This is a genomic window from Kordia periserrulae (assembly GCF_003054265.1).
Lineage (GTDB): Bacteria > Bacteroidota > Bacteroidia > Flavobacteriales > Flavobacteriaceae > Kordia > Kordia periserrulae.
The window spans coordinates 40277-53008 of the sequence record NZ_QBKT01000013.1; the positions used below are offsets into that span (position 1 = coordinate 40277).

The window sequence follows — 12732 nt, forward strand, 5'->3', positions numbered from 1 at the left end:
ATAAATAGATAGGTTTACGCCCTTAAAATCTATAAAAAACGTATTAACCTCAATAATTCCGTATGAAAAAGATTGTTGTATTAACAGCCGTTTTAGCATTTCTTTATAGCTGTGGTTCAAAAGACAGAGGTGAACTAGTCGGTGTCAAAGGAAAAAAATGGCATCCTGAAAAACCGTATGGTATGACGCTAGTTCCAGGTGGGTCATTTATCATGGGTAAGTCTGACGACGACATTGCTCAAACAAAAAATGCACCTACAAAAACTGTAACCGTTCCATCGTTCTACATGGATGAAACAGAAATCACAAACAGCGAATACAGAGAATTTGTGTACTGGGTTCGTGATTCTGTTATCCGAACAAAGTTGGCAATTTTAGCTGATGAGGAAGGAAAAACTGATCCCAACGAAGACGGAATAGCTAAGTATGCTTTTAAAGATGCAGACACGACAGACATGACTGCTTGGGAAAAGTATTATAATGCGAATTATGCGGGAATGGGACCAACAGGTTACGAAGGAAGAAGGTTAAATATGGACGAGGAGTTAATATGGGATTTTTCTGAAATTCCTGACGAGTTCTATGCTGAGGTAATGGATTCTATGTATATCTCTGAAGAAGAATCATACAATGGTCAACGTACGATTGATTGGACAAAGGTTCGTTTTCAATATACGTGGATGGACATTGAAAGTGCTGCAAAAAACAAAGGGAAAAAGCGTACGGATTTTATCAAAAGAGAAAACTTAGAAATTTATCCTGATACTACAGTTTGGATTAGAGACTTCGAATACTCTTACAACGAGCCAATGCACAACGACTATTTTTGGCACGATGCATACAACGACTATCCTGTAGTTGGTGTTACTTGGAAACAAGCAAAAGCATTTTGTGAGTGGAGAACACTAAAAAAGAATATCTACAGAAAAGAAAGAAAGCGTCACCTAATCAACAAATTCAGATTGCCATCTGAAGCAGAGTGGGAATACGCTGCAAGAGGTGGACTTGAAGGAGCAACGTATCCTTGGGGTGGTCCTTACACAATGAACGACAGAGGTTGTTTCTTAGCAAACTTCAAACCATTACGAGGAAACTATGCAGCTGACCAAGCATTATATACTGTAGAAGCGGATGCGTTTGAGCCGAATGATTTCAACCTATACAACATGGCAGGAAACGTTTCAGAATGGACAGCATCTTCCTATGATCCTAGTTCGTATGAATACATGTCAACCATGAGTCCAAACGTAAACGACACACTCAACAAGCGAAAAGTAATTCGTGGAGGTTCTTGGAAAGACGTTGAATACTTCTTGCAAGTAAGCACTAGAGACTTCGAATATAAAGATTCAGCACGAAGCTACATCGGTTTCAGAACGGTACAAAGCTACATGGGAACAGATGTTATCGGAACAGTCAAAAACTAATTATCGTAATACTTAAATAAACCACGGTTAACCCAACACTTAAATTTATTAACTAAACACTAAACTAAAAATTAGATTATTATGGCAAAGAATGGCAAGATCACGCTAACGAACATGGTATATGGCCTTGGAGCGGCAATTGTAATTGTAGGAGCATTATTTAAAATTCAGCACTGGCCTTACGGTAGTGAAATTTTAACGCTAGGAATGATTGTAGAAGCACTTGTATTTACATATTCAGCATTTGAAAGACAAACAGACGAATTAGACTGGTCGTTGGTATACCCTGAATTAGCAGGAGGATCGGCAAAAGCAAAAGCTAAAAAAGAAGAAGCTGCTGACGCAGAAGGATTGTTATCTAAAAAATTAGACAACTTATTAAAAGATGCTAGAATTGATAGCGAATTAATGAGCAGCTTGGGTGAAAGCATTCGCAACTTCGAAGGAGCAGCAAAAAGCATTTCTCCAACTGTAGATGCAATTGCATCCACTAAAAAATACAGTGAAGAAATGTCTTTAGCAGCAGCACAAATGGAATCATTAAACAGCTTGTACAAAGTACAAATGGAAAGTGCTAACCGTCAAGCAGCAATCAACGAAGAGGCTGTAGAAAATGCAGCGAAGTTAAAAGAACAAATGCAATCATTAGCATCGAACTTATCATCATTAAATGGTGTATATGGTGGAATGTTATCTGCAATGAATAAGAGCTAATTAGTTACTTACCTAATTTAATTCAACAAAAATTAACAAAAAAACTAATTAGAAATGGCAGGAGGAAAAGTATCTGCAAGGCAGAAAATGATTAACCTGATGTACTTGGTGTTCATCGCAATGATTGCAATGACGATGACCAAAGAAGTATTATCAGCGTTTGATTCTATGAACTCAAAATTTGTCAGCACCAATGAATTGACTGACGAATCTAACGACCGTTTATTAAAAGGGTTAGAGCAAAAAGCAAACGAAAAACCAGCGGAATTTAGCATTCCAGCGCAAAAAGCAGAGCGAATCAGAGCAATCTCAGATGATTTCAATGCGTATCTTGAAGATATTAAAAAAGATATCTTAGAAGGTGGTCAATATGAAAGAACTGAAGAAGGTGCATTACCAGCTGAAAAAATGGACAAAGGTGACTACTTAGATGAAAAGTGGTTTACAGGTGACCGTTTAACGAAAGAAGGAGAAGCGGTTATGGCGCGTATTCGTAAATATAAAGACGATATCAGAGGTGTACTTGGTGATGACCAAACATACACAACGGCAATCGAAAACTTTGAAAAAAGATTTGATTTGAGCGATGTAAAACCAAATGAAGGAGCGAAGCTAGGTTATTTAGATTATAATTTTAAAGGTTTTCCAGCAGTTGCATCGTATGCTAAAATTACAGCAATGCAAAATGATGTAAAATCTACTGAAGCTAACTTATACAACCTATTCTTAGGAAACTCGTTAGAAGAGGCAATTACATTGAAAAACTATCAAGCAATTGTACTTCCTGAAAAGAATGCGTTTTTTGCAGGCGAAGAATTTAGAGGAACAGTTGTATTAGGAAAATACGCGAACGTATCTCCAATCAAACTTTCTGTAAACGGAAACGATATATCTTTAAAAGAAGAAGGCGCACTAGACTCAGTAGGAAATGCTTTGGTACGATTCAAAACAGGAAACGTAGGAGAACACGAAGTAAAGGGTACATTTACCTTTGTTGAAAAAGGGGAGGAATTACCAATTGAATTCAAAGCAAACTATGTAGTAGTACCACGTCCAAACTCAGCAACAATTTCTGCTGATAAAATGAACGTAGTATACCGTGGAGTAGACAACCCAATGACAATTTCATTTGCGGGTGTTCCTGATAATAAAGTAACTGCTTCAGCACCTGGATTACAGAAAAAAGGAAATGGTTCATATAATATGAAGCCAACTGCAGGCGGTAGAGAAGTAACTATTAATGTTAGAGCTACACTTGATGATGGTTCATCTTCAACAGATAGCAAAACATTTAGAATTAAAGAAATCCCTGCGCCAACAGGATTCTTTAGAGGACTTTCTGGATCGCAAAAAATGTCTAAATCTGGAGTTGCAAAAGGAACCGTAAAAGCTGATTTCGAAGATTTCGATTTCGATTTACCGTTAACTGTAACACAATTTGACTTTAAAGTACCTGGACAGCCAACAATTACTGTTCAAGGAAGCAAGTTAGACTCAAGAGCACAAAACGCTTTAAATAGAGCAAAAAGAGGACAAACGGTACAAATTCTTAATATCAAGGCGAAAAGTAATGGTCCGCTTATTAAGAAAGTATCACCAGTAATTATTGAAATTACAAACTAAAATTATTAAACTATTTGTTATGAATTTGAGAAGTTTATTTACGATTGCATGTACATTCCTAGTTTCAGGATCAATGTTTGCACAAGCAAATTTATTGAATGCCAAAGATCCTAGTGAAATTGGTGTAAAAACGGAAGCGCAGAAAAAAGCTGACAATGATGGTCCGTTACCGTATGGATATGTAGATGACAGAGATATTCTTTGGTCAGCAACGACTTGGGAAATTATTGATCTTGATGAAAGAGTAAACTTCCCTTTGTACTATCCAATTGACACAGTTGGAATGCGTGCCGACAGACGTTCTTTGTACGATGTCTTAATGAAGAATATCAAGTCTAATAAAATCCAAAAAATTTATGCAGACGGTAACTTTACTGAAGTTCGTACATTAAATGATATTCAATCAAGTTTAAAGAAAGTAGATACCTTACCAGAAGGTATCGACCAATTAAACAGAGGTGAAAAATTATCTGATGAATTTATTGAAGTAAGAGAGCTAACAGCTGGAGACATTGAAGCATATCACGTAAAAGGTGTTTGGTATTTTGACAAGCGTCAAGGTGAATTAAAATACCGCTTGCTTGGAATTGCTCCTGTATCACCTGAAGCACAATTTGTAGATTTAGACGGACAGCAAGATTTAATTGAATTGTTCTGGGTTTTCTATCCAGATGCACGTGAAATTTTGCACGAAGCGAAAGCTTTCAATGACCGAAATGCGGCTGTGCCATTGTCGTTTGATCACTTGTTAAACTCAAGAAGATTTAACGGAATCATTTACAAAGAAGAAAATGTACAAGGCGATAGGCGTGTTAGAGAATACGTAAAAGATAATTCACTCATGCAGTTGTTAGAATCGCAACGAATCAAAGAAAAAATTCGAGGAAGAGAACAAGACATGTGGAATTACTAAAATTCATAACATAACAATACTGAAAACGCTCACTAATTAGTGGGCGTTTTTTATTTTTGCACTATGGTAGATTATATAATTGTCGGATTAGGGTTGGCTGGTATCGCTTTTTGTGAAGAACTTGAAGCCGCAGGGAAGAGTTTTATCGTGTTTGAAGACAACTCTCAGCAATCGTCAACAGTGGCTGGCGGATTGTACAATCCCGTAGTTTTAAAGCGATTTACACCGGTGTGGAATGCTGATGAGCAATTGGAAGTCGCGCTGCCTTTTTACGAAGCTTTAGAAGAAAAACTCAACGCACAATTTGATGAAAAACTCCCTGTATTACGACGCTTTGCTGCTGTTGAAGAACAAAACTTATGGTTTGAAGCCGCCGACAAACCCAAACTTACACGCTATTTAGATACCAAATTAATTCACAATACCAACGAATCAATCAACGCGCCTTTCTCACTTGGAAAAGTAAACGAAACAGGCAGAATATTTACAGAAAAACTGCTCAAGGCTTATCGTAACTATTTGACGGCGAAAAATCGTTTGCAAAACGAGCGTTTTCAATATGAAAAAATAGTATTCACCAACAATGAAGTACATTATGGAAAGCTTCAAGCAAGGCATATCGTTTTCTGTGAAGGTTTCGGTGTCAAGCAAAATCCGTACTTTTCATACTTACCATTAAACGGAACCAAAGGCGAATTACTTACTATCAAAGCACCCAATTTAAAAGTTGAGGAAGTTGTAAAATCGGCTGTTTTTATCATCCCGATAGGAAACAACACCTATCGAATTGGAGCAACCTATAATTGGACAGACAAAACCAATCTTCCCACAGAAAAAGCCAAAAAAGAATTAACAGAAAAACTCGATACACTCATCAATTGCGATTACGAAATCATAGACCAAGTTGCAGGCATACGACCAACAGTTGTGGATAGAAGACCGTTAGTAGGAATACATCCAGCACATTCACAATTGGCCGTTTTAAACGGTTTAGGAACACGCGGTGTGATGATTGCACCAACTGTAGCCAAACAACTCTACAATCACATCGAAAACAGCGCTGTATTGCCAGAAGAAGTCAATATTGAACGTTTTAAAGATTATTTTGAGAAAAATACAGATTAACTCCGTTTCGGATCCTTTTCCTTATCGTAAGAAATAAACAAATTAATCCAAATATTTCGTGAAAGTCGCATAATGATTGGCATAAACCCAATCAACGTTCCCATGATGATAAAAAATGTTGTCAATAAATCTGAAATTCCAATAAAATAACGCGCAATAATAAAAGCAGCGACAGCAAAAGCAATTCCTACGCCATAACTTACATACATAGCGCCGTAAAAAAAGGAAGGTTCAATCTTATACCGTGTACCGCAATGCGAACAAGTTTCGTGCATTTTCAGCGTAGTATTCAGTTTATACGGATTTTTCACCTGATACATGCTTTCATTTTGGCATTTTGGGCAACTTCCCGTTAAAATACTATTTAATTTCGTTCCTTTTTTTAACATTTGTAAAATATATTTTCAGACAGTCTTACGCTGCAAAAGTAAGACATACATTTTACAAAAACGGTAACTTTTGTCACACACATGATAAATATTCACAACATAGCTGTTGCTTTTGGCGGCGAGTATCTTTTTAAAGAAATTTCGTTTCGACTTAACGCGGGTGATAGTGTCGGATTGATAGGGAAAAATGGCGCAGGAAAATCTACCTTGTTAAAAATTCTTGCCAAAGAAAACGAGCCAGATGAAGGAGAAATTGCCACAGATAAAGATGTTTCCATTGGTTTTTTAAAGCAGGATATTGAATTTATGCAAGGACGTACCGTTTTGGAAGAAAGTTATGAAGCTTTTGAGGAAATTCGCGAACTCGAATTGCAAATCGATCGCATCAATCATCAACTGGCAGAACGAACCGATTACGACAGTGAATCGTACAATGAGCTCATTGTGAATTTAAGTGAATGTACTGCGCGTTATGAAATTTTAGGCGGTTACAATTACAAAGGCGATACCGAACGTGTGCTGCAAGGATTGGGTTTTAAGCGTGAAGATTTTGACAAAAAAACAGATACTTTTTCGGGCGGTTGGCGCATGCGAATTGAATTGGCAAAATTATTATTGCAACAAAACGATATTTTACTGCTAGATGAGCCGACGAACCACTTGGATATTGAATCGATTATTTGGTTGGAGCAATTTCTAAAAAACTTTCCAGGAGTTGTTATTATCGTATCGCACGATAAAATGTTTTTGGACAATGTCACCAACAGAACAATTGAAATTTCTTTGGGAAGAATCTACGATTACAACAAACCCTATTCAAAATATTTGGTGCTGCGTGAAGAAATTCGCGAACAGCAATTGGCGACGCAAAAAAATCAGGAAAAGCAGATTCAACACACGGAAAAACTTATTGAAAAATTTCGCGCAAAAGCTTCCAAAGCTTCTATGGCGCAATCGCTCATCAAAAAACTCGAACGCATTGATCGCATTGAAGTCGATGAAGATGACAATGCTGTGATGTCTATTCAATTTCCTATTTCGATTCAACCTGGAAAAGTGGTGATAGAAGGTGAAAACATCTCTAAAAATTACGGTGAAAAAAAGGTGCTTTCCAGCGTAGATTTGTTTGTGGAGCGCAGTAGTAAAATTGCGTTTGTTGGGCAAAACGGTCAGGGGAAATCTACCTTAGCGAAAATCATCGTTAATGAAATTCCGCACGACGGGCGATTGGAATTAGGTCATAACGTACAAATTGGCTATTTCGCGCAAAATCAGGCAGAATATTTAGATGGCAGCCTTACGGTAGAAGAAACCATGATTGAAGCGGCTGACGAAAAAACACGACCCAAAGTGCGTGATATGTTAGGTGCTTTTCTCTTTAGAGGTGAAGAAGTGGATAAAAAGGTAAAAGTACTTTCTGGAGGCGAACGAAATCGATTAGCGCTGTGTAAAATGCTCTTACAACCCTTCAATGTATTGGTGATGGACGAACCGACAAACCATTTAGACATTAAATCGAAAAACGTGCTCAAAACCGCATTGCAAAACTTTGAAGGAACGCTCATTCTCGTTTCGCATGATCGTGACTTTTTACAAGGATTGACCAATAAAGTTTATGAATTTAAAGACCGAAAGTTAAAAGAATATTTAGGCGATATCAATTACTATTTGGAAGAACGACAAGTGTCTGATTTACGCGAAGTAGAAAAACGAACGGTTGTAAAGCAGGAAACAGAAGAGAAAGAAGCGCCAAAGCAATCGTACGAATCGCAAAAAAAATTAAAATCGCTCAACAACAAACTTAACAAAGTAGAACGTGCCATTTCCGATTTAGAAAAGGAAATAAAAGACATCGATATGGAATTGGCGGTAAACTACGAGGAAACCATTGCGCAACCTGATTTCTTTGATACATATCAAGGAAAAAAGAAGGAATTAGAAGTGTTGATGCAAGATTGGGAAGTCATACAAGAAGAAATGGAAGCTTTGGAAGCTGAATTATAAAAGTCGTATTTTTGCAGGATGAACGAACATTTTTTTCAATGTCCTTACTGTTGGGAGGAAATCTCCATGTTGATTGACACGTCGGTACGTGAGCAAAAATATATTGAAGACTGTGAAGTTTGTTGCAATCCGATAGAAATTTACGCACAAACAGAAGATGGTGAAATCACAGTTTTTGACGCAAAAAACATTGAGCAATAAAAAAGTTTAAAATTTCATTGCTAGAATAAAAAATGATTGTATATTTGCAGTCCAATATCGCGGGATAGAGCAGTAGGTAGCTCGTCGGGCTCATAACCCGAAGGTCACTGGTTCGAGTCCAGTTCCCGCTACTAGAGTTGACAAGGCTTCACAGAAATGTGAGGCCTTTTTTGTTTTAATGGGTAAAACATAGGTAAAACAAATGGTTGAATAACTTGTGTCGAAATGATGTAATATGCAACCTGTATAAAAACCTGAAATCAAAATAAACCATATTGAATCATATAAATATTAAGCGAAGCAGAGATAAGTTCTTCCTTGAAAGTACTCTTTGTTTTTCAGGATAATATCACGGTAAACAAAAATGAAATTTATTTGTTTAATATCAAATTGTGAGTGATAACCAATTCTCCATTGTCTATTGCAAAATAAACATAATCAGCCATATCAAGATCTTCTAGGATATCCTGTATTGTATTTACAGCATACTCTTCAAATAAATAGGATGCCAAATTGACAATAATATTTCCATTTTTCGTAATATTATTGAAAGCAAACGATATTCCTAATGGCACTAAAAAATCACTACAAAATTTAATGATATCACTTTTTGTGGAATTCCTAGGCAGAAGTTTCATGTTTAAAATAGTATCATCATAATGAAGTGAGAAGAATCGGATATATCCTTTTTCATCTATGAATGCCTGATTACGGTATATTATAATCTCTTTAGTAACACCATGACTTAATGTTACGTTCGCTTTTATATTATTTTCATTATATGGCATAGGGCGCGTTTTATGTTAATAAGTAAAATATAAGCAATTACTTACTTTTAAGTTGTGCAAAATTTTATATTTTTATAATCAAAAATATATTGATTAATTTGAAGAGGGATAAAAATTATCGCTACCAGTAAGTATGTGATCCCAGTCATAGTTAGTGTTAGGCCTTACTAAATTCCATAAAGTTTTAATTACGGGGTCTCCATTCTCATTTTTTTGACATTTACCAGTCCAGCTAGTAATACTTCCTATACTCCCCCACCTAACAGTAAAGGAAATAACTTTAGCATTATTTGTTTTACACGTTTTGCATAAGTCTTCTGAGTCTACAATTGCATCATTAACCCATCCTATTAGTGGATAACTAGAAGAACCTCCTCCTGAAGGAGACGTGTAAGTTCCTGTTATTTTACCTGTGGCTGTATCTAATGTATCAATAGCCAAGGTAGAACCACTATCATTTTTCCAAGCCCCTATTGGGTTTTCACAGGTTGGTTTTGTATTAGTTTCTTGGCCCCAAGCAGAAATAGAAAACAATAATATTAGAACTGAGAGATTTAAAATTTTTTTCATGATTAAGAATTTTAGATTAGTTGAGTATACATATTTTATTTTCCTTTAAATCTAAATTTTTCGTTTATCATTTCCTTACGGTTTTCCTCAATCACGTAATATTTTTTCAATTATTTAAATTAGAGCATAGAAAAAGCAGACCAACTAAAGCCTGCTCTAATCTTTTAAAAACAAAACGTTTTACAATAAACTCTCATCCGCAAAGCTAAAATAACTATCTTCTGTAATGATAAGATGATCGAGGAGTTTGATATCTAGCATTTCACCAGCATTTTGTATTTTTTTCGTTATGGCTTTATCTGCACTAGATGGTTTTAATGTTCCGGAAGGGTGATTATGCACCAAAATCATGGCGACTGAATTTGAAAGCAATGCGGCTTGTAACACTACGCGGATATCAACTAGCGTGCCGGTGATGCTGCCGATACTGATTAGATAGTAACCAGTGATTTTATTTGAGTTGTTGAGATAGAGTGCGTACATGTGTTCTCTGTGATTGATTTGATCGAGCGGGAAGAATTTACGAACGCATTCATTGACATGTCTTGAGCTTGATATTTTTTCGAGTTCAATATTTTTTTGTTTGATGTAATTGAGCTGAATTTCTCCGATTAAGTTTTTTGAATTTGTGATTATCATATCTGCCAAATTTTAGTGAACAATTATTTGGCGAAAACAAGCAATCTTGAACAGCGTACATAACACAAGGAAAAGTTTCACTACATGAAACCCTTGTGGTTTTACGCCAAGATTAGCTTTGACAAAGAATTGTTAAGCGAATTTGGCTACTTGAAGAATAAGCTAGAAATAATTAATGATTGTAGCATATAATCAATGAACTTTTGTGAGAATAATGTCGGTAGGGATATTAAAGGTTCTATCATCTGTTTCTAATCGCAAATCTTTTTTTTCTTTTATTTTCCAAGTTGCTGTAGGGCTGCATCCTATACAGTTTCCTGTGTTGATAATTTCCATTGTCAATGAGCCAGAGATGTGAGTATAATTAGGGTTATTAATTGTGTTATCATCAATTCCAGCTTTTAAAAGAGTTCCGTTACTACTTCCATAAATTACAGAGCCGTATGTTAATCCATGCCCTATATCTTTGTTTGATTTGTAAATAACAGTAGGGATTCCATTAGAGTTTGTTTGTAACAATGAATAATGTCCACCTATATCCCCATCCTCATCTAAAAAAAGTTGAATGCGAAATATTTGATTGCCATTTTCCCACTCCCATGTACCAACAAAGGGTGTGTTAATATTTTGACTCACAGTTTTAGTTTGTGCTTTAACGTTTGTAGAAGCACCGCAAGAAATTAATAAAAATATGATTGTGGTTATAAAAAGTCTCATAATGAATAGTTTTAGATGCAAGGCGTTTCTTTTATTAAGTTTGGTGATGTGTTTTCAAAAGATACCTGTGTGAAATTTTGAAATGAACTGTCAGATTTAAACAAATTAATACCCATGTCAGCCTCACTCAGCATTAGTAAAAAAGAGGCAAGTACAGCTTCATTGTTTGTATTGTTAATTGTAATTTGAGTAGTGTTTCCTTCGAAATATTTTTTATAAAGTTTGTTGTATTTATCTTTTGCAGCAAGCCATTTTTGTGCCAAAACAAAGTCTGATGGAATGGATGGTGTTAATTTATAATAGAAAAAATCTACGAATTTACTCATGTCATTAATTGTTAAAGCATAATGTGTGCCTTTTCCTGTTGCTAAAAAAGCAACAAAATTATTATTTATATTATTGTTTTGCGATAGTCTTGCAAATGATTCTATATCTTCCATAGTAAATATAGAGTAAGTGTCTTGCCCTGTTGTAGTCGCTGTTTCGTAATGCGTATGGATGAATGCCATTATAATTACGTTAGCTGGAATGTTTGGTATTTTTATCTTTGGGTCATTTGCCGTTCCCTGTACAGCACCTAATTCATTCATATTCGCAACTTTAAACAATGCTTTTTCATATGCTTCATCTAAATCATTATTTAAATTATTGGCAGCAACTCTAAAATTTTCATTTTCAGTGATAAAAGTTTTTATTTTATTGCATTCTGCTTCAATATTCAGATCACCAATAGGAATAGTTTCTACGGGCTCTTCATCATCTGGCATACTGTCTGGATCATCACCTCCGCTTCCGCCAGCATTGTTATAGTCATTCCCATCTGAAGCAGTTCCGCTGCCAGTACAACTCCATATATTGACAGTTTCCCAACCGCATTCTTGTGACGCACGTGAGCAACTAAAAACTGTAATCATACACGGGCAGCTATTATCGCCCCATTCATGATGCTCATTACCACTACATGTTATATAGGAGCAAGTGTAAACCTCTTGCGTGTCGATAAGTTGAGGTGCGCCGTCCAGACAGGGACTAGTTCCACCGATTCCACTTTTATTTTGTAAAATTACATTTCCACCCAGTTGATTCATAGTCGCCTGTGTATAATCAAGTACTATACCATCATTATTGTCGATAATCGGGTACTTGATTAAATATTGATATTCCGTACCATCATCATAAATAAGGAGCATGTAATTTACTAAATTTACATTTGATTCTGGGTGCTGAGCTAATAGGGTATATTGAGTGTAATAATTTTTTTCAATTATTTGGATGTTTTCTAAATCAAGCGTAAAGCTTTGTGTTTCCTGAGTTTTAGATAAATCTTCTTCAATAGCGAGTTTTTGAAGTTTTTTGAAAACATAACTATTGGATGCTCGCAAATGTTCTCCATTAGACATTTTAATAATAAACTCGGGTTTATTTGGAATTTGCGTAGTTTGGTCATCTATCTCTTGGCATCTAGGCATCAAGAAAATTGTGATAATCGTGATAAAAAAAGTTCTAAAAATGTGTTTCATAAATTACGTATTGTTTGCAAAACAGTCCGCTTGGGGGAGCCACATCTTTTTCTATCTTTAATAAAGATATCTAATTTCTTACAAAAAAATGGTGTTTCACTG

The 12732-nt window shown here is 35.7% G+C and carries 13 protein-coding genes and 1 tRNA gene; 8 read left to right on the top strand and 6 right to left on the bottom strand.

What is annotated here, in order from left to right:
- Positions 1–62: 62 nt before the first annotated feature.
- The 5 genes from porK (at position 63) to C8N46_RS19210 (ending at position 5802) form a co-directional block, all read left to right on the top strand.
- Positions 63–1427 carry a T9SS ring complex lipoprotein PorK/GldK gene (gene porK, locus C8N46_RS19190; protein ID WP_108116734.1) on the top strand — a complete coding sequence of 455 codons (1365 nt, stop codon included), beginning with the start codon at positions 63–65 and terminating at the stop codon, positions 1425–1427.
- A gap of 81 nt (positions 1428–1508) precedes the next feature.
- Positions 1509–2141, top strand: a complete 633-nt coding sequence (gene porL / locus C8N46_RS19195) for a type IX secretion system motor protein PorL/GldL (RefSeq protein WP_108116735.1) — start codon at positions 1509–1511, stop codon at positions 2139–2141.
- Between the two features lie 54 nt (positions 2142–2195).
- The gene (gene porM / locus C8N46_RS19200) at positions 2196–3764 is read left to right on the top strand and encodes a type IX secretion system motor protein PorM/GldM (RefSeq protein ID WP_108116736.1); all 1569 of its coding nucleotides are present in this window, start codon (positions 2196–2198) and stop codon (positions 3762–3764) included.
- 19 nt (positions 3765–3783) lie between these two features.
- Positions 3784–4677 (top strand): type IX secretion system ring subunit PorN/GldN, encoded by an 894-nt coding sequence (gene porN, locus C8N46_RS19205; protein ID WP_108116789.1) that lies wholly within the window; start codon positions 3784–3786, stop codon positions 4675–4677.
- A gap of 63 nt (positions 4678–4740) precedes the next feature.
- Positions 4741–5802 (top strand): NAD(P)/FAD-dependent oxidoreductase, encoded by a 1062-nt coding sequence (locus tag C8N46_RS19210; protein ID WP_108116737.1) that lies wholly within the window; start codon positions 4741–4743, stop codon positions 5800–5802.
- Here C8N46_RS19210 and C8N46_RS19215 read toward each other — a convergent pair.
- Positions 5799–6191: a DUF983 domain-containing protein gene (locus C8N46_RS19215; RefSeq protein ID WP_108116738.1), complete on the bottom strand. Its 393-nt coding sequence runs from the start codon at positions 6189–6191 to the stop codon at positions 5799–5801. The genes C8N46_RS19210 and C8N46_RS19215 overlap by 4 nt on opposite strands.
- An 81-nt stretch (positions 6192–6272) precedes the next feature.
- Between C8N46_RS19215 and C8N46_RS19220 the strand changes: the two genes are divergently transcribed.
- The 3 genes from C8N46_RS19220 (at position 6273) to C8N46_RS19230 (ending at position 8527) form a co-directional block, all read left to right on the top strand.
- On the top strand, positions 6273–8195 hold the full coding sequence (locus tag C8N46_RS19220) for an ABC-F family ATP-binding cassette domain-containing protein (protein ID WP_108116739.1): 1923 nt from the start codon (positions 6273–6275) through the stop codon (positions 8193–8195).
- Between the two features lie 18 nt (positions 8196–8213).
- Complete coding sequence (locus C8N46_RS19225; protein ID WP_108116740.1) at positions 8214–8396, top strand: CPXCG motif-containing cysteine-rich protein; 183 nt, start codon at positions 8214–8216, stop codon at positions 8394–8396.
- Positions 8397–8454: 58 nt separating this feature from the next.
- Positions 8455–8527: transfer RNA gene (locus C8N46_RS19230), tRNA-Met, on the top strand.
- 240 nt (positions 8528–8767) lie between these two features.
- Here C8N46_RS19230 and C8N46_RS19235 read toward each other — a convergent pair.
- From C8N46_RS19235 to C8N46_RS19255, 5 genes are all read right to left on the bottom strand, one after another.
- A complete protein-coding gene (locus C8N46_RS19235) occupies positions 8768–9184 on the bottom strand; it encodes a hypothetical protein (protein ID WP_108116741.1) in 417 nt (138 codons plus the stop codon).
- Between the two features lie 93 nt (positions 9185–9277).
- Positions 9278–9754, bottom strand: coding sequence for an avidin/streptavidin family protein (locus tag C8N46_RS19240; RefSeq protein ID WP_108116742.1), 477 nt, complete (start codon positions 9752–9754; stop codon positions 9278–9280).
- Between the two features lie 180 nt (positions 9755–9934).
- Positions 9935–10393 (bottom strand): JAB domain-containing protein, encoded by a 459-nt coding sequence (locus C8N46_RS19245; RefSeq protein ID WP_108116743.1) that lies wholly within the window; start codon positions 10391–10393, stop codon positions 9935–9937.
- A gap of 192 nt (positions 10394–10585) precedes the next feature.
- Positions 10586–11110: a DUF6705 family protein gene (locus tag C8N46_RS19250; RefSeq protein ID WP_146169896.1), complete on the bottom strand. Its 525-nt coding sequence runs from the start codon at positions 11108–11110 to the stop codon at positions 10586–10588.
- Positions 11111–11121: 11 nt separating this feature from the next.
- Positions 11122–12630, bottom strand: a complete 1509-nt coding sequence (locus C8N46_RS19255) for a hypothetical protein (RefSeq protein WP_146169898.1) — start codon at positions 12628–12630, stop codon at positions 11122–11124.
- Positions 12631–12732 lie beyond the last annotated feature (102 nt).

Bases quoted from the DNA above. Each gene is read 5' to 3' on its own strand.
- porL (WP_108116735.1), top strand. From the start codon at position 1,509: ATGGCAAAGAATGGCAAGATCACGCTAACGAACATGGTATATGGCCTT.
- porN (WP_108116789.1), top strand. From the start codon at position 3,784: ATGAATTTGAGAAGTTTATTTACGATTGCATGTACATTCCTAGTTTCA.
- C8N46_RS19235 (WP_108116741.1), bottom strand. From the start codon at position 9,184: ATGCCATATAATGAAAATAATATAAAAGCGAACGTAACATTAAGTCAT.
- C8N46_RS19250 (WP_146169896.1), bottom strand. From the start codon at position 11,110: ATGAGACTTTTTATAACCACAATCATATTTTTATTAATTTCTTGCGGT.
- C8N46_RS19210 (WP_108116737.1), top strand. From the start codon at position 4,741: ATGGTAGATTATATAATTGTCGGATTAGGGTTGGCTGGTATCGCTTTT.
- C8N46_RS19240 (WP_108116742.1), bottom strand. From the start codon at position 9,754: ATGAAAAAAATTTTAAATCTCTCAGTTCTAATATTATTGTTTTCTATT.
- porM (WP_108116736.1), top strand. From the start codon at position 2,196: ATGGCAGGAGGAAAAGTATCTGCAAGGCAGAAAATGATTAACCTGATG.
- C8N46_RS19220 (WP_108116739.1), top strand. From the start codon at position 6,273: ATGATAAATATTCACAACATAGCTGTTGCTTTTGGCGGCGAGTATCTT.
- C8N46_RS19215 (WP_108116738.1), bottom strand. From the start codon at position 6,191: ATGTTAAAAAAAGGAACGAAATTAAATAGTATTTTAACGGGAAGTTGC.
- C8N46_RS19255 (WP_146169898.1), bottom strand. From the start codon at position 12,630: ATGAAACACATTTTTAGAACTTTTTTTATCACGATTATCACAATTTTC.
- C8N46_RS19245 (WP_108116743.1), bottom strand. From the start codon at position 10,393: ATGATAATCACAAATTCAAAAAACTTAATCGGAGAAATTCAGCTCAAT.
- C8N46_RS19225 (WP_108116740.1), top strand. From the start codon at position 8,214: ATGAACGAACATTTTTTTCAATGTCCTTACTGTTGGGAGGAAATCTCC.
- porK (WP_108116734.1), top strand. From the start codon at position 63: ATGAAAAAGATTGTTGTATTAACAGCCGTTTTAGCATTTCTTTATAGC.